The sequence below is a fragment of the Pseudomonas sp. NPDC086581 genome (assembly GCF_044746165.1).
In the GTDB taxonomy this organism is placed as follows: domain Bacteria; phylum Pseudomonadota; class Gammaproteobacteria; order Pseudomonadales; family Pseudomonadaceae; genus Pseudomonas.
The window spans coordinates 419,110-440,754 of sequence record NZ_JBIVBR010000002.1; the positions used below are offsets into that span (position 1 = coordinate 419,110).

At 60.8% G+C, this 21,645-nt stretch carries 22 protein-coding genes and 1 tRNA gene; 12 read left to right on the forward strand and 11 right to left on the reverse strand.

Features of this window, described 5'->3' with window-relative positions:
• The first annotated feature begins 21 nt into the window (after positions 1 to 21).
• Both ACIPK7_RS06035 and ACIPK7_RS06040 read left to right on the forward strand, forming a co-directional pair.
• A complete protein-coding gene (locus ACIPK7_RS06035) occupies positions 22 to 939 on the forward strand; it encodes a bestrophin family protein (protein ID WP_401086347.1) in 918 nt (305 codons plus the stop codon).
• A gap of 21 nt (positions 940 to 960) precedes the next feature.
• Positions 961 to 1,527 (forward strand): flavin reductase family protein, encoded by a 567-nt coding sequence (locus tag ACIPK7_RS06040; RefSeq protein ID WP_401086350.1) that lies wholly within the window; start codon positions 961 to 963, stop codon positions 1,525 to 1,527.
• Here the strand turns inward: ACIPK7_RS06040 and ACIPK7_RS06045 are convergent.
• Together ACIPK7_RS06045 and ACIPK7_RS06050 are read right to left on the reverse strand one after the other, a co-directional pair.
• Positions 1,514 to 2,899, reverse strand: a complete 1,386-nt coding sequence (locus ACIPK7_RS06045; protein WP_401086353.1) for a CoA transferase — start codon at positions 2,897 to 2,899, stop codon at positions 1,514 to 1,516. The genes ACIPK7_RS06040 and ACIPK7_RS06045 overlap by 14 nt on opposite strands.
• Positions 2,900 to 3,124: 225 nt before the next feature.
• Positions 3,125 to 3,505 (reverse strand): hypothetical protein, encoded by a 381-nt coding sequence (locus tag ACIPK7_RS06050; RefSeq protein ID WP_401086355.1) that lies wholly within the window; start codon positions 3,503 to 3,505, stop codon positions 3,125 to 3,127.
• 222 nt (positions 3,506 to 3,727) lie between these two features.
• On the opposite strand from ACIPK7_RS06050, the gene ACIPK7_RS06055 reads away from it, so the two are divergent.
• Both ACIPK7_RS06055 and ACIPK7_RS06060 read left to right on the forward strand, forming a co-directional pair.
• Positions 3,728 to 4,042, forward strand: a complete 315-nt coding sequence (locus ACIPK7_RS06055; protein WP_081520448.1) for a transcriptional regulator — start codon at positions 3,728 to 3,730, stop codon at positions 4,040 to 4,042.
• 112 nt (positions 4,043 to 4,154) lie between these two features.
• Entirely contained in the window at positions 4,155 to 4,340 is a 186-nt protein-coding gene (locus tag ACIPK7_RS06060; protein ID WP_192431183.1) for a hypothetical protein, read from the forward strand.
• A gap of 6 nt (positions 4,341 to 4,346) precedes the next feature.
• On the opposite strand, the gene ACIPK7_RS06065 is transcribed toward ACIPK7_RS06060, so the two are convergent.
• Positions 4,347 to 4,712 carry a hypothetical protein gene (locus tag ACIPK7_RS06065; protein ID WP_401086358.1) on the reverse strand — a complete coding sequence of 122 codons (366 nt, stop codon included), beginning with the start codon at positions 4,710 to 4,712 and terminating at the stop codon, positions 4,347 to 4,349.
• Between the two features lie 446 nt (positions 4,713 to 5,158).
• On the opposite strand from ACIPK7_RS06065, the gene ACIPK7_RS06070 reads away from it, so the two are divergent.
• The gene (locus ACIPK7_RS06070; protein WP_192431181.1) at positions 5,159 to 5,872 is read left to right on the forward strand and encodes an endonuclease; all 714 of its coding nucleotides are present in this window, start codon (positions 5,159 to 5,161) and stop codon (positions 5,870 to 5,872) included.
• A gap of 89 nt (positions 5,873 to 5,961) precedes the next feature.
• Entirely contained in the window at positions 5,962 to 6,468 is a 507-nt protein-coding gene (locus tag ACIPK7_RS06075) for a DUF1993 family protein (protein ID WP_401086361.1), read from the forward strand.
• Positions 6,469 to 6,499: 31 nt separating this feature from the next.
• On the opposite strand, the gene ACIPK7_RS06080 is transcribed toward ACIPK7_RS06075, so the two are convergent.
• Entirely contained in the window at positions 6,500 to 6,973 is a 474-nt protein-coding gene (locus ACIPK7_RS06080) for an Lrp/AsnC family transcriptional regulator (protein ID WP_138215542.1), read from the reverse strand.
• Between the two features lie 132 nt (positions 6,974 to 7,105).
• Here ACIPK7_RS06080 and ACIPK7_RS06085 point away from each other — a divergent pair, with 132 nt between their 5' ends.
• Together ACIPK7_RS06085 and ACIPK7_RS06090 are read left to right on the forward strand one after the other, a co-directional pair.
• A complete protein-coding gene (locus ACIPK7_RS06085) occupies positions 7,106 to 7,441 on the forward strand; it encodes a hypothetical protein (protein ID WP_401086365.1) in 336 nt (111 codons plus the stop codon).
• Between the two features lie 98 nt (positions 7,442 to 7,539).
• A complete protein-coding gene (locus ACIPK7_RS06090) occupies positions 7,540 to 8,538 on the forward strand; it encodes a bile acid:sodium symporter family protein (protein WP_401086368.1) in 999 nt (332 codons plus the stop codon).
• Between the two features lie 62 nt (positions 8,539 to 8,600).
• On the opposite strand, the gene gorA is transcribed toward ACIPK7_RS06090, so the two are convergent.
• On the reverse strand, positions 8,601 to 9,959 hold the full coding sequence (gene gorA, locus ACIPK7_RS06095) for a glutathione-disulfide reductase (protein ID WP_401086371.1): 1,359 nt from the start codon (positions 9,957 to 9,959) through the stop codon (positions 8,601 to 8,603).
• A gap of 88 nt (positions 9,960 to 10,047) precedes the next feature.
• Between gorA and ACIPK7_RS06100 the strand changes: the two genes are divergently transcribed.
• Positions 10,048 to 10,479 carry a VOC family protein gene (locus tag ACIPK7_RS06100; RefSeq protein ID WP_401086373.1) on the forward strand — a complete coding sequence of 144 codons (432 nt, stop codon included), beginning with the start codon at positions 10,048 to 10,050 and terminating at the stop codon, positions 10,477 to 10,479.
• A 59-nt stretch (positions 10,480 to 10,538) separates the two neighbouring features.
• Here ACIPK7_RS06100 and galU read toward each other — a convergent pair whose 3' ends face one another.
• Together galU and ACIPK7_RS06110 are read right to left on the reverse strand one after the other, a co-directional pair.
• Complete coding sequence (galU, locus tag ACIPK7_RS06105) at positions 10,539 to 11,378, reverse strand: UTP--glucose-1-phosphate uridylyltransferase GalU (RefSeq protein WP_024767166.1); 840 nt, start codon at positions 11,376 to 11,378, stop codon at positions 10,539 to 10,541.
• 204 nt (positions 11,379 to 11,582) lie between these two features.
• A complete protein-coding gene (locus ACIPK7_RS06110) occupies positions 11,583 to 11,948 on the reverse strand; it encodes a LexA family transcriptional regulator (protein WP_192431175.1) in 366 nt (121 codons plus the stop codon).
• 499 nt (positions 11,949 to 12,447) lie between these two features.
• Here ACIPK7_RS06110 and ACIPK7_RS06115 point away from each other — a divergent pair, with 499 nt between their 5' ends.
• Positions 12,448 to 12,813: a DUF3509 domain-containing protein gene (locus ACIPK7_RS06115; RefSeq protein WP_192431174.1), complete on the forward strand. Its 366-nt coding sequence runs from the start codon at positions 12,448 to 12,450 to the stop codon at positions 12,811 to 12,813.
• A gap of 104 nt (positions 12,814 to 12,917) precedes the next feature.
• On the opposite strand, the gene ACIPK7_RS06120 is transcribed toward ACIPK7_RS06115, so the two are convergent.
• Positions 12,918 to 13,003 (reverse strand) — tRNA-Leu (locus tag ACIPK7_RS06120).
• 606 nt (positions 13,004 to 13,609) lie between these two features.
• Between ACIPK7_RS06120 and ACIPK7_RS06125 the strand changes: the two genes are divergently transcribed.
• Positions 13,610 to 14,209, forward strand: coding sequence for a phage antirepressor N-terminal domain-containing protein (locus ACIPK7_RS06125; RefSeq protein ID WP_401086377.1), 600 nt, complete (start codon positions 13,610 to 13,612; stop codon positions 14,207 to 14,209).
• Between the two features lie 408 nt (positions 14,210 to 14,617).
• Here the strand turns inward: ACIPK7_RS06125 and ACIPK7_RS06130 are convergent, their stop codons facing one another.
• Together ACIPK7_RS06130 and ACIPK7_RS06135 are read right to left on the reverse strand one after the other, a co-directional pair.
• Positions 14,618 to 15,526 (reverse strand): LysR family transcriptional regulator, encoded by a 909-nt coding sequence (locus ACIPK7_RS06130; protein ID WP_401086380.1) that lies wholly within the window; start codon positions 15,524 to 15,526, stop codon positions 14,618 to 14,620.
• A gap of 406 nt (positions 15,527 to 15,932) precedes the next feature.
• Positions 15,933 to 16,706, reverse strand: a complete 774-nt coding sequence (locus ACIPK7_RS06135; RefSeq protein ID WP_401086383.1) for an SDR family oxidoreductase — start codon at positions 16,704 to 16,706, stop codon at positions 15,933 to 15,935.
• A 343-nt stretch (positions 16,707 to 17,049) separates the two neighbouring features.
• Here ACIPK7_RS06135 and ACIPK7_RS06140 point away from each other — a divergent pair, with 343 nt between their 5' ends.
• The gene (locus tag ACIPK7_RS06140) at positions 17,050 to 19,869 is read left to right on the forward strand and encodes an autotransporter outer membrane beta-barrel domain-containing protein (RefSeq protein WP_401086386.1); all 2,820 of its coding nucleotides are present in this window, start codon (positions 17,050 to 17,052) and stop codon (positions 19,867 to 19,869) included.
• A gap of 68 nt (positions 19,870 to 19,937) precedes the next feature.
• Here the strand turns inward: ACIPK7_RS06140 and ACIPK7_RS06145 are convergent, their stop codons facing one another.
• Entirely contained in the window at positions 19,938 to 21,602 is a 1,665-nt protein-coding gene (locus ACIPK7_RS06145; protein WP_401086389.1) for a diguanylate cyclase, read from the reverse strand.
• Positions 21,603 to 21,645: the final 43 nt, after the last annotated feature.

The window sequence follows — 21,645 nt, forward strand, 5'->3', positions numbered from 1 at the left end:
CGCCCCACCGGATGCCGCCCGATGATCCTCCGCCCGCAAAGCCCGACACTCTGGGTCCTGCTGTTCTCCCTCAAGGGATCGATCATCCCGGCCATCTGGCGCAAGGTGCTCTACACGGTGCTGCTCAGCTCGCTGGTGGTGGCCACCCACGGCACGCTCTACCACTACAAGGTGATCATCACCTCCACGCCCTTCACCCTCTGGGGCCTGACGCTGGCGATCTTCCTGGGCTTTCGCAACAACGTCGCCTACCAGCGTTTCTGGGAAGCGCGCACGCTCTGGGGCGAACTACTGATAGTGACCCGCAACCTGGCGCGACAGACCCGTACGCTGCTGCCAGACCTGGACAGCGAAAGCCGTCATCAGTTAGGTAATCAGCTGATCGCCTTCACCTACGCCCTTCGAGACCAACTGCGCGGCATCCCGCAAAGCGACGATGTGCGCCGCTTGATGGGCGAGGAAGCTAGCGCCCTGGCCACCAGCCGCAGCCCGACCAACGTCCTGCTCGCCAGCCTCGGCCAGCGCTTCGCCGACCGTGGCCGTGCCAGCGGCGCCAGCGACATCACCCTGGCCGCCATCGACCAGCAGATGACTCGCCTGTCGTACGTGCTGGGCGGCTGCGAGCGCATCCGCAACACGCCGATCCCCTACCCGTACATCCTGATGCTGCACCGCATCGTGCACGTCTATTGCTTCCTGCTCCCGTTCTGCCTGGTGGACAGTATCGGCTGGTTCACCCCGCTGGCGGTGTGCGTGCTGGCCTACACCTTCTTCGGGCTGGATGCACTGGGCGACCAGATCGCCGACCCTTTCGATACCCAACCCAACGACCTGCCGCTGGACGCCATGAGCCGCAACATGGAAATCGCCGTGCTGGAAATCCTCGGTGAAACCGACCTACCTGAGCCGCTGAAGCCGGTGGACGGCCTGCTGCTCTGATCCGGACTTGAGGACACCTGAATGAACCACCTGAAAGACGTGCCGCTGAACAAGGCCTACCTGCTGCTCAACCACGGCCCGAGCACCATAGTCACCAGCGAGCACGAAGGTGTCGCCAATGTCATGGCCGCCGCTTGGGTCATGCCGCTGGATTTCGATCCGCCCAAGCTGATGCTGGTGCTCGACCGCAACACCTGGTCGCGCCATCTGGTGGAAGGCTCGGCCGCCTTCGTCATCCAGCTGCCAACGCGCCAGCAGGCTGAGCTGACCCTGGCGGTTGGCTCGAGCAACGGTGGCGAGGGCAACAAGTTCGAGCAGCTGGACATTCGCACTTCCCGTGGGAAGCAGGTCGAGGCGCCGATCGTCGATGGCTGCGTCGCCTACCTGGAGTGCAAGGTGATCAGCGAGCCACACAACCAGGAGAAGTACGACCTGTTCATCGCCGAAGTAGTCGCCGCCTATGCGGATGAGCGCGCCTTCTCCAATGGCCGCTGGCACTTCCCCAGCGACGAGCTGCGCACCATTCATTACCAGACCGGCGGCGCCTTCTTCGCCACCGGCGAGGCGTTCCAGGTCACTCGGGGCTGACTGGCTGCCAGACCGCCGGCGCCGAGCCCAGCTCGGTGGCCGGCAACTCCCAGTAGAGCGGCGAGCCCGCGACCTGCAGCGGCGGACGCAGGCGCCGCGCGTGGCCCCAGGGCGTTGTCTCGATGCCCGGTGCCAGATCGGCGGTTGTCTCCGCCGCCAGCTCCAGCGAACCCACCGACGAAACTCCAGCCTCCAGTAGGCATTGCGCCGTGCGCGCCAGCGATAACCGCCAACGGCTGCCACGGCCACTGCGCCGGCGCTCGGCCAAGCCGCGCAAGGCGGCGGCCGCGATCAGGTAGCCGGTGGCGTGATCGAGCGCCTGCACCGGCAAGGGTACGGGCTTGTCTTCGCCCCGCCAGACACGCCCCGCCTCGGCGATGCCGCTGCTCATCTGCACCAGGCTGTCGAAACCACGCCTTTCGCTCCAGGGGCCTGACCAGCCATAAGCGTTCAGACTGACATCCACCAGCCCCGGCGCAATGGTCCGCCGTACATCGGCACCGAACCCAAGGCGATCCAGGGCATCGGCCCGATAGCCGTGTACCACTACGTCAGCGCTGGCGAGCAGCACCTGAAAGCGCTCGCGATCCGCTGGTTGGCGCAGGTCCAGGCGCGCGCAGTGCTTGCCCAGGGTGACTTCCGGCACCACGCCAGGCTCATCCCAATCCGGCGGATCGATGCGCAGGACCTCGGCGCCAAAGCCGGCAAGAAAGCGTGTGGCAATCGGCCCGGCGAGCACGCGGGTCAGGTCCAGCACGCGCAATCCGGCCAATGGGCGCTCGCGGTCGATCTCGATATCCAGAGAAGGCGCGGACACCAGCTGGAGATCGCGCAATACCAGCGGCTCGCGGGCAACGGCGAGGCCTTGCGGGTGCTGTTTCCAGGCGTCCCAGGAGCGCATCTCGGCCGCACAACCGCCTTCCTTCACGATCGCCAGCTCCAGTTCGCCCGCATCCCAATTCGCCACGGCGTCTGCGACCCGATCACGATCATTCTCGGTACCGAGCACCCGAAGGGCAGCGGCGCGGTGATGCGGGGCATTGGTGTGCAGGCGTACCCAACCGTCGCGGGTGCGGTAGTTGCCGGCGATGGCGTCCCACAGGTCGGGAGGAGTCCAGCCCTGGGCGCGCAAGGAAGTGGAGAACCAGAAGGAAGCCAGCCGGCGGTCCACGACCAGGGACGTGGCGGCACCGGAGTCCGGCTCCAGCCACTCGCCCAGCGCGAGCCCCGCGCTGGCGATGCTGGCGGCGGCCAATTCGGTGACGAAGAAAGCCGAAGGCAGGGAGCCTTCGCTGCGAAAGGCCAGGTGACTCAGGCGTTCGGCCTGACCGCCCAGGGCAATCCAAAGTCGCTCTGCAAGAACGCGCTGCATCTCTATCTCCGCCTTTTCCTTGGAGTTTCACCTTAGCTGCGCAGCGTCAGGCGGGCGAGCCAACCTTGGTCGACAGGCAATAAAAAGCCCGCAATCAAGCGGGCTTTTCGATGGGGAGCTAATCCCTTAGCTGTTTTCATCCTCTGCCCCCGGGTGTGAAAAAAACGTGAAGAGAGGACCGGCCGAAACATTTTGTGGGAGATCACATTGTCCGGAGACTGTAACTCAGCTCGAATAGTCCAGCGCGGTCCAGACGCGGCTGAGCCCATCGCTGATCTGGCAGCTCGACAGATCGTCCGCTGCGCCCCGCGCGGACAGGCGCACGGTGGAGTCACCCTCGCCTTCGGTCAGCCATTGCAGGCGACCGCAGTTGGGCGTGTCAATCACGTAGCTGGCAGCAATCGCCGAGCGCTCCTTCGGTAGACGGATGGCGTCGCGCACCGTACCTCGCTCCTCGATGCGCTTGCCGTCGGCCACCAGCACGGCCCAGGCTTCCTTTCCCTCAATGATGAGGTAGGCACCATTGGCACGCGGGACGTCCGCCTGGGGCTGGGCACAGCCCGCCAGCATCGCCACACCTGCGCAAAACATCAGTTTCTGCAGCATCGCCATTGCTCCTGTTCTCCGATAAGTGCGCGCCGGGCCAGTGGCGACGGGCACTTCAGGGTTTCTGTCAGACCGCGAGAGTGATACTAGGAGAAAACACTGTTCATGCATACAGTATTTTGCGAAAATTTTTTAAACCTCGACGAAAGGCCACAGTCCATTGGCTACGTCGATCACCTCGAATCACAGGGCATGGGCCAGAACCCCATTGAGGAGCAAGCGATGGTGAGCATCCATCAGCTGAAATACACCGTGAACCACATGGCCATCGATGAAGTCAGCGAGGCCGTGTCGGAACTGCTGCTGGAGGGATTGGTCACAGAGGGCAAGACGCCCTTCAGCCGCACCCACTTCAACGTGTGCTTTGCGGAAATCGAGGCCCTGATGCAGCGCGCCGGCTACCACCGGCCGCTGGATGTAGTGGGTTACCAGGGCCAGGCCTACGCCATGTTCGATCCCAGCCGCTGGGATGCCGTGGAAGTCCTGCGCTGGCTGAAGGAGTACGTCGAGGAATCGAAGGCGGTCAGCACCGCCTGAGCGGGCGGGCTTTTTCGCAGGTCGCAATTGCGGGAGCAGCGACTTGCGAAGGCCCATCCGGCGCACTAATGTCCCATGCACTTTTTCCGCTTGCCGAATCAAGGACGATTCCATGAGCGCCCCTTCTTCCGATGACAGCTGGCTCTGGGCCTACCGCAAACTCCGTAGCTGGGATGTGGGCCGGGTCAGTTCCGCGTTTCTCGCCACACTCTTCCACTGGCGCGGCGATACCGGGCTGTTCTACAGCCACGGCGGCCTGCGCAAATCCCGCCTGACCCGCGACGACCTGATCGACTGATCCGGCCTACTGCTGCTGGTAATAGCCATTACCGCGCGGATAGACCGAGCCGTTGGGGTATTCGATGCTCTGCCGGATGCCGCCGCTGCCCTGGTCGATGATCACAGTGCCCGAGCGTGTCTCGCCGTAGCTGCGAGGTACCCGAACACCACCATAACCGTCATTGCGCTGCCAGCTGGAAGAGCTCTCCACGCTTCCGCTCGCACCCGGGCTGATGTAGATGCGCTGGATCACTGGCGGCGACTGCTGCCATTGCGGCTGGCCCTGGTAGTTCTGCTGGGACTGCCTTTGCTGCGTGGAAAACTGCTGCGCGTAGACGGGCAGCGCCAGGGCACAACAGGCGATGGCCCCGAGGATTCTGAGACCGATCATGGCGATATCCCGATGATGGAAAGGCTCCAGCTTACCAAGCCTTGCCGCTCGCTGCAGAGCCATGCATCAACTCAATCTAAATTCTTATAGATCAGCTAGTTACAACATTATTATCACGTCATAAGTACGAAACAGCCTCATCAGGGTGGTGCTCGGCGGCAAGCCCCTCGAGACTGCTTCATTGCTCACCTGAATCAAGCTGATAGCGCCGACTCTTAAAGCTTTTTATAGAATATTTTTCCCTTTAAAAACAATCTGATAAATAGACATCCTAAAGTTTTTTATTAGATGACGAAGACCTGTTGCGAAGCGTTCCCAACGGGCACATGGCGCGGTGGCCCAACCAACGCCTACGTCTGGGCAAGCCACCCCTTGCCATTCCATTGCCACGATTGGCATTTCTTTCTCAATCAGTAAGATGCAGCGACTTTCGTAAGGAACGCCTCATGTTCGGACGCTGCCTGACCCTGCTGCTGATCCTCACCATCCCCACTATCGCCACCGCTGCCGCCCCGCGCACCTTCGAAGAAGCCAAGAAGGTCGGACGCAAGCTCTACGCCCGCCAATCAGTAGAGTTCTATTGCGGCTGCCGCTACAACGGCACCAAGGTCGACCTGAAGAGCTGCGGCTACACCCCCCGCAAGAATGCAAACCGGGCTTCGCGCATCGAGTGGGAACACATCGTCCCCGCCTGGGTGATCGGCCATCAGCGCCAGTGCTGGCAGAGCGGCGGGCGCAAGAACTGCTCGCGCAATGACCGGGTGTACCAGAAGGCCGAGGCCGACCTGCACAACCTGGTGCCGAGCATCGGAGAGGTCAACGGTGATCGGAACAACTTCAGCTTCGGCTGGCTGCAGCAGAAGCCCTCGCAGTACGGCGCCTGCCCGATGGTAGTAGACTTCAAGGCACGCAAGGCCATGCCCCGCGCGCAGATTCGCGGCATGATCGCCCGCACCTACTTCTACATGAGCGACCGCTACGGCCTGAGGCTGTCCAACCAGGACCGCCAGCTGTTCACCGCCTGGAGCAAGCAGTACCCGGTGGAAGCCTGGGAGCGGCAGCGAAACCAGATGGTTGGCTGCGTGATGGGCTGGGGCAACCCCTATGTCGGCCCGATCGAAACCGACCGCTGCCCGACGCCGAAAGTGGCCAGGCGCTGAAGCCTGGCGACAGCCGCAAACGCCAGCAGTAGACTCCGACAGCCGTCCCGCGTGACGAGCCCCACCTTTATCTGTCTGGAGTACGCAGCATGTCCCTCTCGATCTACCAGGCTTCCGTTCCCGTCTTCATCCGCATGCTCGGCAACCTCTCGGTGATCCTCACCAAGGCTGCCGAGCACGCTCAAGCCAAGTCCATCGACCCTTCCGTCCTGATCAACGCCCGCCTCGCTCCGGACATGTTCGCCCTGGCTCGCCAGGTGCAGATCGCCTCCGACTCCGCCAAGGGCGCTGGCGCGCGTCTGGCCGGCGTAGATGTGCCGAGCTACGCCGATGACGAAACCACCTTCGACCAACTGCAGACGCGCATCGCCAAGACCATCGAGTTCCTCAAGACCCTCAAGCCCGAGCAATTCGAAGGCGCCGAAAACCGCACCATCGAACTGAAGCTGCGCACCCGCGAAGTCAGCTTCAAGGGCTCGGACTTCCTACTGGGCTTCGTCAACCCGAACTTCTATTTCCACATCACCACGGCCTACGACATCCTCCGCCACAATGGCGTGGAAGTCGGCAAGATGGACTACCTGGGCGGCGTCTGACCGCCCCGGGCGCTGGCCTCCCCGGCGCCCTTCAGCCGCGCGGCAGCGGCAACGTGGTGGTGGACTTGATCTCCGAGAGCGCCACAATGGAGTTGATCTCCTGGACCCCCGGCACCTGGGACAGCCGTTCGAAGAAGAAGCGCTCATACGCCTCCACATCTTCCGTGACGATGCGCAGCATGAAGTCCACGGCGCCCATCAGGACATGGCACTCCAGCACCTCGGGAAACGCTTCCATGGCCTGTGCGAAATCCGTCAGGTGATTGCGCCCGTGGGCGTTGAGCTTCACCTGGGCGAATATCTGGGTATTCAGGCCGATCTTCTTGCGATCCAGCAGGGTCACCTGCTTGCGGATCACCCCTTCCTCCTTCAACCGCTGAATCCGCCGCCAGCACGGTGACTGGGACAGGCCGATACGTTCGGCGATCTCCGCCGTGGAAAGAGTGGCCTCCTCCTGCAGCAGGGCGAGGATCTTGCGGTCATGAGCATCCAGTGAAATGGGCATAGATGATTCTGCGCAGATAAATTCAAAGAATCATTAATGCACAGGTTTCCGACAAATAGACAAAAAAAGGCAAATAAATCCTCGGCACGGGCCGCAGAATATCCCTCACTCCCCCTGCATCGGCCAGCCGTCATGACGCTCCCCGCACTCCATCTCGTCGAATTATCCCTGGATCAACAGGACCGCCCGGTTCCCACCGAAGCGGCCGCCGACGTGCGCTACCTGATCCGTTCTGAGATCGATGCTGACATCCTCTGCCGTCTGCTGAACCAGTTCGCGCTCCAGGGCCACATCCCGGCCGAGGTCGAGTCCTCGCGCCGGGAGGACTGGATGGACATAGCCCTGCGGGTGAACACCCTGCCACGCTACCGCGCCGAAGTAATCGCGCAGCGCATGCGCGGCATGGTCAGCGTGTGCTCCGTCGATCTGCACGTGCAAGGCGCAGAAACTGTCCCTTCAGCGACATAAGCTGACTTTCTGGCGCTAGCCGGCACATCCTCCCGGGCTTAGAGTGCGAACCTGACCCTAGCGGTCTTTCACACACAACAACGATGAGAGATGTGCCCATGGCTCGCCCACGCCTGCTCCCCGACAACTTCACCCTGGCGCTGATCGCCACCGTGACCGTTGCCAGCCTGCTGCCCTGCGAAGGCACCGCTGCCGTGATCTTCGGCTGGATCACCAACCTGGGCATCGCGCTGCTGTTCTTCCTACACGGTGCGAAGCTGTCGCGCCAGGCGATCATCGCTGGCGCCACCCACTGGCGCCTGCACCTACTGGTGTTCGCCTGCACCTTTATTCTCTTCCCGATCCTCGGCATGGCGCTCAAACCGGCGCTGTCGCCGCTGGTGACCTCCGACCTGTACCTGGGCATGCTCTACCTCTGTGCCCTGCCCGCCACCGTGCAGTCGTCGATTGCCTTCACCTCGCTGGCGCGCGGCAACGTGCCCGCCGCGATCTGCAGCGCCTCAGCCTCCAGCCTGATGGGTGTGTTCCTGACGCCACTGCTGGTGCAACTGTTGATCGGCGCCCACGGCGACACCGGCATATCGACCCTCGACGCCATCGGCAAGATCACCCTGCAACTGCTGGTGCCCTTCGTAGCGGGCCAACTGCTGCGCACTTGGATCGGCGCCTGGGTGGAGCGCAACAAGCCGGTGCTGAAATACGTCGACCAGGGCTCGATCCTGCTGGTGGTCTACACCGCCTTCAGCGCCGCTGTAATCCAGGGCCTCTGGCACCAGATCCCGCTGCCCGCCCTGGCCGGCCTGGTCGTTGCCTGCTGCGTACTGCTGGCCCTGGCGCTGATCGCCACCAACCTTCTCGGCCGCTACCTGGGCTTCTCCCTGGAAGACCGCATCACCATCGTCTTCTGCGGCTCGAAGAAGAGCCTGGCCACCGGCGTGCCCATGGCCTCGGTGCTGTTCGCCAGCAGCACGGTCGGTGTGATCCTGCTGCCGCTGATGCTGTTCCACCAGATCCAGCTGATGGTCTGCGCCGTGCTCGCCCAGCGCTACGCGCAGCGCCAGGAAGACAGCCACGCCTCGCTGGAACGCAGTAGCTGACGACCTGACGCCCATAAAAAAGCCGGTGCATCTGCACCGGCTTTTTTATTGCTGCCTCGCCGTCAGGCGCCGACTGGCGTGCGCATGGTGACGAATTCCTCGGCAGCCGTCGGGTGGATGCCGATGGTTTCATCGAACACCCGCTTGGTCGCCCCGGCCTTCAGCGCAACGGCGATGCCCTGGAGCATCTCCCCGGCATCCGGGCCCACCATATGGCATCCCAGCACCTTGTCGCTATCGGCATCGACGATCAACTTCATCAGAGTCCGCTCCTGGCTTTCAGTGAGCGTCAGCTTCATCGGCCGGAAGCGGCTCTCGAAGACTTTCACCTTGTGCCCGGCGCTGCGCGCTTCGTCTTCAGTGAGGCCAACGGTACCAATGTTCGGCAGGCTGAATACCGCGGTGGGGATCAGTTTGTAGTCCACCGGACGATACTCCTCCGGACGGAACAGCTTGCGCGCCAGCGCCATGCCCTCGGCCAGCGCCACAGGGGTCAGTTGCACGCGGCCGATCACATCGCCGATGGCGTGGATCGACGGCTCGCTCGTGCCATAAGCCTCATCCACTTTCACGTAGCCGCGGTCGTCCAACTCCACGGAGACGCTCTCCAGGCCCAGGTTGTCCAGGTGCGGTCGGCGGCCAGTGGCGTAGAACACACAATCCGCCTCCAGCACACGACCATCCTTGAGGGTAGCGGCCAGGGTGCCGTCTGCCTGCTTGTCGATGCGCGCTATATCGCTATTGAATTGCAGGTCCAGCCCCTTCCTGGTCAGCTCATCGCGCAGGTGCTCACGCACGCTGCGGTCAAAGCCACGCAGGAACAGCTCATTGCGGTACAGCAGCGAGGTTTGTGCGCCCAGACCATGGAAGATGCCGGCAAACTCCACCGCAATGTAACCTCCGCCGACCACCACCACCCGTCTCGGCAGCGACTCTAGGAAGAAGGCTTCGTTTGAGGTGATAGCGTGTTCCTTGCCGGGAATGTCCGGAACCTGCGGCCAGCCGCCGGTAGCAATGAGGATGTGCTTGGCGCTGAAGCGTTGCCCGTCGACTTCCACGGTGTGCGCGTCCCGCAGCGTTGCATGGCCTTCCAACAGGGACACGCCACTGTTCACCAGCAGGTTGCGGTAGATGCCATTGAGCCGATGGATTTCGCGATTTTTGTTGGCAATCAGGGTCTTCCAGTCGAAGCTCGCTTCGCCCAAGGTCCAGCCGAATCCGGCTGCCTGCTCGAAGTCCTCATGGAAGTGCGCCCCGTACACCAGCAGTTTCTTCGGTACGCAACCGACATTGACGCAGGTACCGCCCAGGTAGCGGCTTTCCGCCACAGCCACCTTGGCGCCATAGCCTGCAGCGAAGCGCGCGGCGCGCACACCGCCGGAACCCGCACCGATGACGAACAGGTCAAAATCGAAAGACATCATGGTTCTCCGCTTGGATATGTCGGGCAGCATACCTCATGGCGCCTAACCTATCCTGCCAACTGCCGGTCCCGAAGGAGGTATCGCCATGCGCCCGACCCTGACCCACCTGGCCCTGCACGTGCCCGACCTGGAAGCCTGCGTTGCGTTCTACGAGCGATTCTGCGGCATGCGCGTGATCCACGAGCGCGACGGCAAGGGCTCGCGCATCGTCTGGATGGCGGAACCGGGCAAGGAGCACAGCTTCATTTTCGTCGTCATGCCCGGCGGGCAGCAACGCCATCTGGCAAGCGATGATTACAGCCACTTCGGCTTCGCCGTAGACACCCGAGATGAGGTCGACCGCATCGCCAAGGATGCCGACATTGCCGGCTGCCTGGTCTGGGCACCAAGGGAAGAGCCCTACCCCGTAGGCTATTACTGCGGCCTAAGCGACCCAGCCGGCAACTACGTCGAGTTCAGCTACGGCCAGCCGCTCGGGCCAGGCTCGGAAGCGATACCGATTCCGAGCTCGATGTAGGCCGGAAAAAGAAAAAGCCACCCGCAGGTGGCTTTATCGAAGAGAGGTAAGGTCTGAAATTACCAGGCCTTGCCAGTCTTGTAGAGGTGTTCATAGCAGAAGTTGGTCGCCTCGATGTAACCCTCAGCGCTACCGCAATCGAAACGCTTGCCCTTGAACTTGTAGGCCAGCACACAGCCGTCCTGGGCCTGCTTCATCAGGGCGTCAGTGATCTGAATTTCACCGCCCTTGCCCGGCTCGGTCTGCTCGATCAGGTCGAAGATATCCGGAGTCAGGATATAGCGACCGATGATCGCCAGGTTCGACGGGGCGTCTTCGGGTTTCGGCTTCTCGACCATGGTGTTCACGCGATAGATATCGTCGCGGATCATCTCGCCGGCGATCACGCCGTACTTGTTGGTCTCTTCCGGCGGCACTTCCTGGATCGCCACGATGGAGCAGCGGAACTGGTTGTACAGCTTGACCATCTGCTTGAGGACGCTGTCGCCTTCTAGGTTCAGGCACAGGTCGTCCGCCAGCACAACGGCGAAGGGTTCGTCACCGATCAGCGGGCGGCCGGTCAGGATAGCGTGACCCAGGCCTTTCATCTCGACCTGACGGGTGTAGGAGAAGGTGCATTCGTCGATCAGGCGACGAATACCGACCAGGTACTTTTCCTTGTCGGTGTTGCGAATCTGGTGCTCCAGCTCGTAGCTGATGTCGAAGTGGTCTTCGAGGGAGCGCTTGCCGCGGCCAGTGACGATACCGATTTCACCGAGACCGGCTTCCAGTGCCTCTTCAACGGCGTACTGGATCAGCGGCTTGTTCACCACCGGCAGCATTTCCTTGGGCATGGCCTTGGTGGCCGGGAGGAAGCGGGTACCGTAGCCGGCGGCCGGGAACAGACATTTCTTGATCATGGGAGTCCTTCGAGAGGGACAGGGGTGCGAGTTGCGCGCAGTCTAATCAGGCTGCGCCCGCCTTACAATGCCCCGGATTGCAAGCTGCACGACTCTTGTGGAGACTTGCGAAACTAGTGGCACCCGCATCTGACCATCACTGCCCCGATTTAGTTCTCGAAGTTACTGGCAAATGGTCAGCATCCTGCTCCAACTCGCCCAACTCTACGCTCTAGCGCCCTGCGCAACGTCGCTTCCGGAAAGCCGCTGGCGCACCACTCCCCATATTGAGAGCTCATCGCCCTCCTCGACTTTCAGCGTCGGATATAGATCGCTAGCTGCCTGCAGAGCGAACGAACCGTCCACAATAGCCAGGCGACGGATAAGCGCCTCACCGTTCAGTGCGGCCACCACAATCTGACCGGGAGCCGCCAGCTCGGAGCGGTCGACCAACAACAGATCGCAGTCGTGAATACCCGCCTGCGTCATGCCTTCGCCACATGCACGGACTATGTAGGTATGGAAAGACGCAGCGCGGGTGACTCCGCCAGGCTGCACGACATCTCGGACTTCCAGAATGGCTTGCTGCATGAACCTTCTCCGAATACTGTATATCCATACAGATAACAGATAGCCGTCGATTCGACAAGCCATTGAATGGAACCTCCAGGAAGAAATGCCGATCAACCGAAAGGACAGCGCACCGATGACGGTGGACTACCCTTAGGGAGGGGTGAGGATATCGATATGAATCCAGGCACGTTCGTCACGCTCATGATTTTCGGCTGGGTCCTGCTGGCAGTGGTTACGCTGTGGGCCATCCTTCGCGTACCGATGCGTCGGGCTCGCTTGCAGAAGCCCAAGCACAAAGCGAAAGCCGATTCCTCGCGGCACCACCCAATCCCGCATTGAAACCACCAGCCGTGCAAAATGCCACGGCATTAGCACCCCGCTATGCAAGATGCACGAGAAGCGAGGCGGGATGAAAATCTAAGTATTTGATTTTAAATTATTTTTTATTTAATCCAGATTGGTATGCACCCTGCAATGAAAGAAGAAGGATCTCCCATTCATTGCCGAGGACGACACCATGCCAATCGACCGTCTGCCTGCCACCCAATACCTTTGCCAGGTCTTCTCCGATTTCGAAGTGAGCTTCACGGCTCGACCGGACGGCAATCTGATCATGACACTGAGCAAAGATGCGGGCGAACACATCGCCTGTCGTGTGGTGCGTCAGGAAGAGCAACGCAATGAAGAGCTGCTGACCAGCCTGGTTAGCCGCATTCGCCGCGATCTCGCGACTGAGTACGGTCCGCTACAGGAGCGCGATGCCGACCACTTCAAGGAAGAGGTCCCGCTGCAGAACTTCTACGAGAGCGCCGGGCCGCTGCGTCAGCGCCGCATCGTAAAGGCTGGCGCGAAGTTGCGCTCGATAGCCAATATCGGAGCCTGAATAGGCGAGAAATAAAAAAACCCGGCCTTGGCCGGGTTTCTACTTTTTGACGTGCTCGCCTCGATTCGGAAATGCGATCTGCAACGAATCGGGAAAGACGAAGATGGTGCCCGGAGCCGGACTCGAACCGGCACGCCCAAAGGGCGAGAGATTTTAAGTCTCCTGCGTCTACCGATTTCGCCATCCGGGCGGCAGCGCGCGTTGCAGTGTTTCCAGGTGCAAGCCCGGAAAGGGCTGGACTATATACAGCCCCACTCCCCCTGCGCAAGTTGCTGAAACTCGCAATCCCTGCAGCGGGCTATTAAAGAAAAAGCCCTGTAAATCTTCGATTTACAGGGCTTTTCTATTGGAGGCTGAGGTCGGAATCGAACCGGCGTTCACGGATTTGCAATCCGACCACAAAAACCAACTGAATCAATGCATTAGGCCACAATCGTTTCCGAAACGCAAGTTTGACGACGCCCTACAGGCCTAGAGCCATAAGGGGTAGAATTGTGAAACGGAAACGATTTTGAGGGGTTTACGGCCCCTGGGACCGCGGGATACCGTTCGCTTACCCCTAGGGGTGGAGGCGTAGAAACCTCCGATGCAAAGCGGCAGACCGCACCCGAAAGCTCTGCGGTTTTTTTGCGCCCGTGTCATGACCTATGGCCGGGAGGGGGCAGCTATACAAGACCCGAAAGGGGAAATCTGCCCGCCCGACTTTGCACGGGTTTCTACCCTCCCCGGTCGCCATGCCGGCGCGCGTAGAAACGCTCCGGCTGGTGTTCAAAACACTCGCAAAGGAGCGTTTCCGATGAGCAACCAGCTCTTCACCATCAACTTCCACGGTCAACCCCTTATTTCCATCACTACTGATGACGGCCAGCATCTCGTCGCAATGCGGCCTGTGTGCGAGGGAATAGGTCTGACCTGGCATGGTCAGTTCGAAAGGATCAAACGCGACGACGTGTTATCGACCTGCGTTCGTGTCATACGAACGGTTGCCCAGGACGAGAAGAACCGCGAACTCGTCTGCCTACCGATCGAATACCTGAACGGCTGGCTCTTCGGCATCGATACCCGCCGCTGCCGGCAGGAGATCCGCCCTGCCCTCATCCGCTACAAGCGCGAGTGCTACCAGGTCCTGGCCGCCCACTGGCAACCCAAGCCGGCCGAGCTCGATGCCTTCGACCGCAACATCTATATAAAGGAACAGCTTGCAACCGCCCGCTTCATCCTGAGCTTCCAACCGGATGGTCGCATGGTGCTGAACGAACTGGAGCGCAAAGGCATCTACGTCCACGTCGACGAACTGGCTTCCTATATAGATAGCAAGATCACCCGCATCCCACCCGAAACCATCGGCGGCATCCTCCAGGCAATCGCTAAGCGAGTGGTCCAGGCCAGCTCCTGATCAAGACGAGCAGCCTCGCCTGGGGCTGCTTTCGACTCAGGCTGTGTGAAAACGTACGCTTAATTTTGAGGTGCACGTCGCTACGTGAAATCTGCGGAAATTTTCTCAGTTGGCCCGGCAGGAATTCGCGAGGAAGCGCGAAATTTGCTCGTTTTCTGAGCAGCGTTCATTCTCGAAAGCGTTTTCACACAGCCTGGCCCCATAGCGGACGCTTGTGAGTCAGAGGTCGGACTGGGAATGATCAGACTGTTTGAGGAGACTCTGAATAGGAGTGCCACTGCCCAGATCAATGAGACCTCAGACCTGTAATACAAAGCGGAAACGATCCAAAAATTTGTCCTCTTCACCTTCTCAGAAGCGCTCAGTCTGTGACTACAACACGCCGACCCAAAAGTGCATCTGCCACCTTTACTTCACCAGGCAAGGGGCAAACAGAGCCTCTAGCCAGTTGGCGAACAACGACAGTACACCGGAACGCTGCAGTCGGTGCGGGTAGAGGAGGTTCGCTGGGAGTGGTGCGGCGCGCAGGTTTGGCAGTACCTCGCACAGCTCTCCTGCCCGGAGCAAGTCCTGGACGTCGAAGCGCGGGATCTGGATTAGCCCCAGCCCAGCCTGACAGCAGGCGATATAGCTCTCCGCATTGTTGACGATTACCCGGCTAGGCAGCATCAGGCTTTGTATTTGACCGCCGTTATCAACGAACTCCCAGGGTTGTTCTTGCCCCTTGAGCGGTGAGCCGTAGCCGATCATCCAGTGCCCTTGGACGAGGTCCTCGAGCTGTTGAGGCGTACCTTGGCGGTTCAGGTAGACAGGGCTGGCACAGTTGATCAGCTCGATGTTGCCCAGCGGACGCGCGACCAGGTTGCTGTCGACCAGCGGGCCGATTCTCAGCACGCAATCGACACCTTCGCGCACTAGATCGATAGCTCGGTCGCTGGAGCCGAGCAGAAGTTGAAGATTGGGATACAGCTCGAGCAGTTGTGGTAACGCTGGAGCAACCAGGCGCCGAACGATACGACTGGGCAGGTCGACGTGCAGGCGGCCGCTAACTTGTTGCTTCTGCTCCCTGAACAGAAAGTCAATGGAATCAGCGCTGGCCAGTAGTGCCTGGGCGCGCTCGAACAGTTGGGCGCCATCGGCGGTGAGTTGTACGCTACGGGTGGTACGGTTCAGGAGACGGGTTCCCAGATTATTCTCCAGCCGCTGTACCGCCGCAGAGACCGATGCACGCGGCAACGCCAAGGCGTTCGCTGCCTTGATAAAGCTTTCCATCTCGGCGACACGCACGAAAATACGGTATTGCTCAAGCCTGTCCATGCTTTGTTCCTTGCCGCGCATTCTGAGAAACCATGTCGAGGAATGCGCATTCATCTTCGGTGGTGCTACGGCCGAGTATAGGAGTGCAGGAGGAGCAACCAGTGAACCCCCATCATCCAGTTAGTGGCCTGTGGTGTGGCTCGGCCAGAATGGATTCGATGGAGTTTGAGAGTTTGGCCCCAGGCGCGGGGTGTAATCCCTGGTGTGAGAGAAAGTTCAGGTCGAACGCAAGGGTCAAAGGCTTCTCCTCCAGAAAATCCGGGGCCGCTTGCCAGGCAGGGAGAGTGAGGTAGTCGGTAGCGTTGACTGTGACTCCAGAAGCTCATGTCCTCTCCATGAGGGCGGTGGGCAACCTTGTCTTGCGTTGGCGATTCAGGACGGGGCACCCGAGGGTGCCCCGGAAACGTCACTTTGTGGTGTAACCGCCGTTTATCAGCAGGGTTTGTCCGGTGATCCACCAACCGTCACTGACCAGGTGGCGAATAAACGGCACCACATCCTGGATGTCTGTCAGGCCGGTCTTGGAGAAGGGAGACAGGGCTGCGGCGCTCTGATGATAGGCCACGGCATCAGCCCCTTCGGCGGGATAGAAAAACGGTGTATCCATCGGCCCCGGGCCGACAGCGGTGACCGAAATGCCGCGGGCGCCGAATTCCTTCGCTGCGGCGCGAGTGAAGTGCTCCACGGGTGCTTTAGTCCCTGCATATGCGGCGTAGAACGGAGTGAAGGCTCCAAGCAGAGAAGTCACCAAGGTGCAGATTTTGCCGTTGTCGTTGAGGTGACGGCCGGCCTCGCGAAGGAAGAAGAACGCTGACTTGGAATTGACTGCGGCCATCTCGTCGTACTCAGCCTCCGTGATTTCCGTGAAAGGCTTTTTCAGAACCTTCCCAACCGTATTGATGGCGATGTCAGGTCTGCCGACGGCGGCCACTACGTCGTTGAACAACTTCTCGACAGCCGCCGCCCCGCTGAGATCTGCCTGAAACGCCACAGCCTGCGCACCGCTCGCACGAATCGCTTGCAGGGTCTCGTCGGCAGCGGCCTTGCTGTCATCGCTGTTGTAGTGAATGGCCACCGCACGCGCCCCATGACCAGCGAGGTCGCGGGCAATCAGCCCGCCGAGGTTCTTGGCGCCACCGGCGATGATGACCACCTTGTCTTGAATGCTGTTATCGGCCATTGAGGTGTTCCTGACTGTGTGGGGGAGCACTCAGGATAGGAAAGCCCGGTTCATTGATCAGCCCGCTGATCATGGATGCTTTATCCACGTTCTGCGAACAATGTTGGGCTAAAGAAGAATCCTGCCGATACCCAATATTGGCAGCATGACTGTTGTGACGGCCGTCGGGGAGCTGCCCTGCCTCGCTGCCACTCTCCTGTACGCCCGGACTACGCATGGCCTGAATGGGTATGCAGAGAAAAAGCAACTAAGCGATATTGTCTAATCTGGATTCTGCAGCTGATCGTGGAGCCCGCTGCAGAAGTCAGGACAACAACTACAAACAACACAAGGATTCTGTGCCTTGAAGTGCAATAACACTGCGTGCGCTCGTTACCACCCTCTCACCCTGTCATTTGCAATCGCCGCCTCGATCTGGTGCCTGGGCAGTGCTCGGCCGGCCCTGGGCCAATCGGTAAGCGCCACAGGCGATGTCAGTCCGTTGCCGCCCCCGCTGGCTACTAGCTGGGTCGTCGGCAGCGATCTGATTGTGGGGGACTTATCCGACGGCAGTCTGCTGATCGATGCCGGCGCGAGCGTGGAAAACGACTCGGCTTTTGTGGGCAACCTTGCCCAGGGAAGCGTCACCGTCCAGGGCACTGACGGCAGCGGCGCTGCTTCGCGCTGGACCAACAATGGCGAGACCTACATCGGCTATGGCGGCACGGGTGAGCTCACTATCACTGACGGTGGCACGGTACGCAGCGTCGGTACGGTTTACCTGGGGTTTGACGTTGGTGTGGACGGGACCGTCAGTGTTTCAGGGCCAAACTCGCTCTGGGATGCCAGCGCCGGTCCGGGTCCATTGCCTACCTTCCAGATCGGCGTGTATGGATCCGGCACCCTCACCATCAGTGCTGGTGGCGAGGTGCGCAGCGAGCAAGCTCTGCTTGGGTCGGCGCCGGGCGGGCTGGGTCAGGTCACTGTCACTGGCGCTGGCTCGAGCTGGACCCCCCTCAACAACATCTACGTGGGGTTCGAGGGATCGGGCGTCCTTGAAGTGCTGGACGGCGGCACGGTCGCAACCGAGCAAACCGGTGGCGGCGCCGCCACGGTCTATGTCGGATACCTGCCAGGCGCCGATGGCAGCGTCACTGTATCGAGCACCACTGGCGACGTGTCGCGGTTGAGCGCCACCGACGACATTCAGGTCGGAGTGGAGGGCGCCGGAACGGTTACCGTCGAGAAAGGCGGGCTGGTGCAGACGGGTGACGAGGTGCGAATCGGCACCGCCGCAACTGGGGTTGGGACCGTCCACTTAAAGGGAGATGCGAGCGGGCGGGGCGTTATCGAAACGGCGGCTGTGGAAGCGGGGCCCGGTACTGTGACGCTTGATCTGGACGGCGGCATTCTGCGTGCGAACAAGGACGAAGCCGATTTCCTGAAAAACATCTCGGCACTGACCGTTGGCAGTGAAGGCGCCTGGTTTGATAGCAACACCCATGACATTGGCATTGCTACCGCATTCAGCGGCAATTCGACTTTCAATAAGCTGGGAGCAGGCACACTGACCCTGACCGGCGACAGCACGAACTTCACGGGCGACGCTCAGGTGCAGGCCGGAACGTTGCAGGTGGATGGCATCCTGGGGGGCACCATGGGCGTCCTCTCTGGGGCTCGCCTGACCGGCATCGGGCAGGTCGGCACCACGACCAATAGCGGGATCATTGCTCCCGGCCACCCCGGCACCCTGGGCACGCTGACAATTGCCGGTGAATACGCCGCCGCGGGTGGTTCTATCGAGATTCGGACCCAACTGGCAGGCGATGACTCGCCCACCGACCGCCTTGTCATCACCGGCTCAACATCAGGCACCACACCCGTGCTGGTGACGAACGTAGGCGGCGCAGGCGCTCAGACGGTGGAAGGCATCCAGATCATCGAGGTTGGGGGCGCCTCCAACGGCGTGTTTTCACTGGTCGGCAATTACACCTATCAGGGGCAGCCGGCGGTCGTGGCGGGTGCGTACGCCTATCGCCTGTACCAGGGCAGCACGAGCGCTACCAACGACGGCAACTGGTACCTGCGCTCCTCGCTGGATAACCCTGTCGTTACGCCCCCAGTAGATCCGCCGGTTACACCACCCGTTACGCCGCCTGTAACCCCGCCGGTCACGACGCCGTCGGGCCCGCTGCTGGCACCTTCCGTGCCTCTGTATGAAAGCTACGCCAGTGTGCTGCAGCGCGTGAACGAACTGGGCACGCTGCAACAGCGCGTCGGTAATCGCTACTGGCAGCCGGACGCCGAGTTGCAGAGCGAGGCGAAGGACGGCCGCCCGGCAATCGGCCGTGGCGCGTGGGTGAGAGCGGAGGGCTCGGATTCGCAGATCGATCCGTCCTCCAGCACCAGTAACGCCGACTATGACGTACACCTGTGGAAGTTCGAGGCCGGGTTCGATGCACCGGTCTACGAAAGCGACGCCGGCACCCTGGTCGTCGGCCCGACCGTGCATTACGGCACCGCGAACTCCAGTGTGTCGTCGTTGTATGGTGACGGCTCCATCGATGTGACCGGCTACGGCTTCGGTGGTGCGGCCACCTGGTACGGCAACGACGGCACCTATGTCGATGGCCAGGCGAATCTGAGCTGGTACGACAGCGACCTGCGTTCCTCGCAGCTGGGCAAGAAGCTGGAGAGCGGCAACCGTGGCAACGGTGCAGCCGCCAGCATCGAGGTCGGACGTCGTGTAGCACTGAACGATTTCTGGTCCGTTACCCCACAGGCCCAGCTGAGCTGGTCGCAAGTGCGCTTCGACTCATTCGCCGACGACTACGGCGCCAAGGTCTCAGACGACAACGGAGACAGCGTGGTATCTCGCCTGGGCGTTTCCCTGGACCGCGAAACCCAATGGATCGCCAGCAACGGCAAAACCAGTCGGGCGCACGTCTACGGCATCACCAACCTCTACTACGACTTCGCCAACGGCACCTCGGCGGACGTGGATGACCTGCACGTGAAGAGCGAAGAGCAAGCGCTCTGGGGTGGCCTGGGCTTAGGTGGGTCGCTGAACTGGGATGACGGCCGCTCCACGCTGTTCGGCGAGCTGCTGGGTCGCACCAGCCTGCAGGATTTCGGCGACAGCCACTCGGTGGGCGCCAAGGTCGGGGTTCGCGTGATGTGGTAACCACGTAGACAACCGAATGGCCTGTGCAATGCACTCAGGGCGTAGGCCATTCGGTCTGATCGATCAGATCAGGCCAACGTATCGGTTTTCTCGCAGTCGTCGGGGCCTGAAGCGCGGCTCTTATCAAGCTTCCGCAGCCCGCGCCGCGCAGCCTTGTCAGCATACATCAGCTGATCCGCCACTTTGAGCGCTGCCTGCAGTGACGTCACAGAGGGATCTACGCTCGCGATACCAAAGCTTGCACCTGAATATTCAAAACAGCACTCGTCAAAGACGTAGCTACCAACCAGGAGCGGCACTAACCGTTGGCGCATCGCTGCAGTAGCTGCTTCCATGTCGCTCGGATGAGTAGACTCGGTCAATCCGATAACGACAAACTCATCACCGCCCCAGCGCCCTAGCTCATCGCTTGCCCGCATACCTCCCAGCAGACGCCGACTGCAATCTTTCAGGAACAAGTCCCCGACCTCATGTCCGTAGGTGTCGTTGATCATCTTGAAACCATCGAGATCGATGAAAGCAACCAGCACCCCTTGCCGCCTGCGTTTCGCCAACGCGAAGTATTTATCCAAGTCGGCCAGGATCGCACGGCGATTTTTCAAACCCGTCAGCGCGTCATAGTTTGCGGCGTAGCGTTCTTCCTGACGGCGCGACAGCACCTGGCCGGCCACGCGGCTGGAGAGCAGGATCAAGATCAATCCGAGCAGTCCAACACCGGCACTAATCCAATAGGTTTGTACGCGCATCGGTTCCTGGTGGTCGAGGCTTGCAAGTGTCAGCAACTGATATTGCGCGTTGCTTAACGGGTGGCGGCGGATCAGATAGGGGTGACCGTCAATTGACCACAGTCCATCCCTATCCGTGGTGCCAATTGCGCGAATATCCAAGGCCTCGCCCAATTCCTCGTCGTTTTCTTGAGGTCTGCGCACTGCGGGAGGGAGCAGTGCTCCGACGTTACGGAGCATGAAGGATTCGCTGGATGCTGTCGTTACGCGCCCCTGACGATTCACGACCAGCGCAATGTGACGTCCCGTGAGATACAGCGCCACATCCAGCGCATCGAATTTGACCGTTACAGAGCCCAGCGGCAGACCCTCGGCATCATCGATGCGGCTGGCTACAAAGTAGGAGGGGGTCTTGTTCAGCCGGGCGATGCCGAACATCTCAGATCTGCCATTACGCAATGCATCGATGAGATAGGCACGCCCCGAATAGATCTGGCCAACGATGCTGAATGACTCGGCCCAGTTGCTGGCGGTGACCGTATCGTCTGACAGGTTGTTCATGTAGATGCGGGCGTAGTGCAGATCGCGGGACAGTCGATCCATGAAGTCCCCGACCTTTCGAACCAATGGGTCCTTCGTCAGTGTTGAAGCACGCTCCTCCCGTGTAAGGGCCGCAAAGCCGGGCGGGTCGTAGTGATAGCGCCTCGCGAGCTGGATCACCTCGTTTTGACGGGCCACCATATTCGCCACGCTGGTCATCTCGGTGAACAGGCGGTCCACAACTCGCGCCGTAATCTGGGCCTCGTATGCCGCGCTAGCCGCTAAGTTGTCGAGATCCTCCGCTGTACGGCGCTGAGATACCCACCAGCCCGTGATGGCTACAAACGCTAGCCAGATAACCACAACAACCAGCGCCACCTGGCGAACAATGGGTGGGGTGTTCCAGCGTTGGCCCTGCTGTGGCACCTCGTGGTTCTTTCGGCTCTTGCCGGTTGACCGCAGCTCCAAGGCAACTCCTTCTGCACGTAAGGAGCATGATCAAATCGGAAGT

Bases quoted from the DNA above. Each gene is read 5' to 3' on its own strand.
- ACIPK7_RS06065 (WP_401086358.1), bottom strand. From the start codon at position 4,712: ATGATCGGTCTCAGAATCCTCGGGGCCATCGCCTGTTGTGCCCTGGCG.
- ACIPK7_RS06100 (WP_401086373.1), top strand. From the start codon at position 10,048: ATGCGCCCGACCCTGACCCACCTGGCCCTGCACGTGCCCGACCTGGAA.
- ACIPK7_RS06125 (WP_401086377.1), top strand. From the start codon at position 13,610: ATGAGCAACCAGCTCTTCACCATCAACTTCCACGGTCAACCCCTTATT.
- gorA (WP_401086371.1), bottom strand. From the start codon at position 9,959: ATGTCTTTCGATTTTGACCTGTTCGTCATCGGTGCGGGTTCCGGCGGT.
- ACIPK7_RS06075 (WP_401086361.1), top strand. From the start codon at position 5,962: ATGTCCCTCTCGATCTACCAGGCTTCCGTTCCCGTCTTCATCCGCATG.
- ACIPK7_RS06090 (WP_401086368.1), top strand. From the start codon at position 7,540: ATGGCTCGCCCACGCCTGCTCCCCGACAACTTCACCCTGGCGCTGATC.
- ACIPK7_RS06035 (WP_401086347.1), top strand. From the start codon at position 22: ATGATCCTCCGCCCGCAAAGCCCGACACTCTGGGTCCTGCTGTTCTCC.
- ACIPK7_RS06070 (WP_192431181.1), top strand. From the start codon at position 5,159: ATGTTCGGACGCTGCCTGACCCTGCTGCTGATCCTCACCATCCCCACT.
- ACIPK7_RS06060 (WP_192431183.1), top strand. From the start codon at position 4,155: ATGAGCGCCCCTTCTTCCGATGACAGCTGGCTCTGGGCCTACCGCAAA.
- galU (WP_024767166.1), bottom strand. From the start codon at position 11,378: ATGATCAAGAAATGTCTGTTCCCGGCCGCCGGCTACGGTACCCGCTTC.
- ACIPK7_RS06135 (WP_401086383.1), bottom strand. From the start codon at position 16,706: ATGGCCGATAACAGCATTCAAGACAAGGTGGTCATCATCGCCGGTGGC.
- ACIPK7_RS06050 (WP_401086355.1), bottom strand. From the start codon at position 3,505: ATGCTGCAGAAACTGATGTTTTGCGCAGGTGTGGCGATGCTGGCGGGC.
- ACIPK7_RS06040 (WP_401086350.1), top strand. From the start codon at position 961: ATGAACCACCTGAAAGACGTGCCGCTGAACAAGGCCTACCTGCTGCTC.
- ACIPK7_RS06055 (WP_081520448.1), top strand. From the start codon at position 3,728: ATGGTGAGCATCCATCAGCTGAAATACACCGTGAACCACATGGCCATC.
- ACIPK7_RS06130 (WP_401086380.1), bottom strand. From the start codon at position 15,526: ATGGACAGGCTTGAGCAATACCGTATTTTCGTGCGTGTCGCCGAGATG.
- ACIPK7_RS06115 (WP_192431174.1), top strand. From the start codon at position 12,448: ATGCCAATCGACCGTCTGCCTGCCACCCAATACCTTTGCCAGGTCTTC.
- ACIPK7_RS06110 (WP_192431175.1), bottom strand. From the start codon at position 11,948: ATGCAGCAAGCCATTCTGGAAGTCCGAGATGTCGTGCAGCCTGGCGGA.
- ACIPK7_RS06045 (WP_401086353.1), bottom strand. From the start codon at position 2,899: ATGCAGCGCGTTCTTGCAGAGCGACTTTGGATTGCCCTGGGCGGTCAG.
- ACIPK7_RS06080 (WP_138215542.1), bottom strand. From the start codon at position 6,973: ATGCCCATTTCACTGGATGCTCATGACCGCAAGATCCTCGCCCTGCTG.
- ACIPK7_RS06085 (WP_401086365.1), top strand. From the start codon at position 7,106: ATGACGCTCCCCGCACTCCATCTCGTCGAATTATCCCTGGATCAACAG.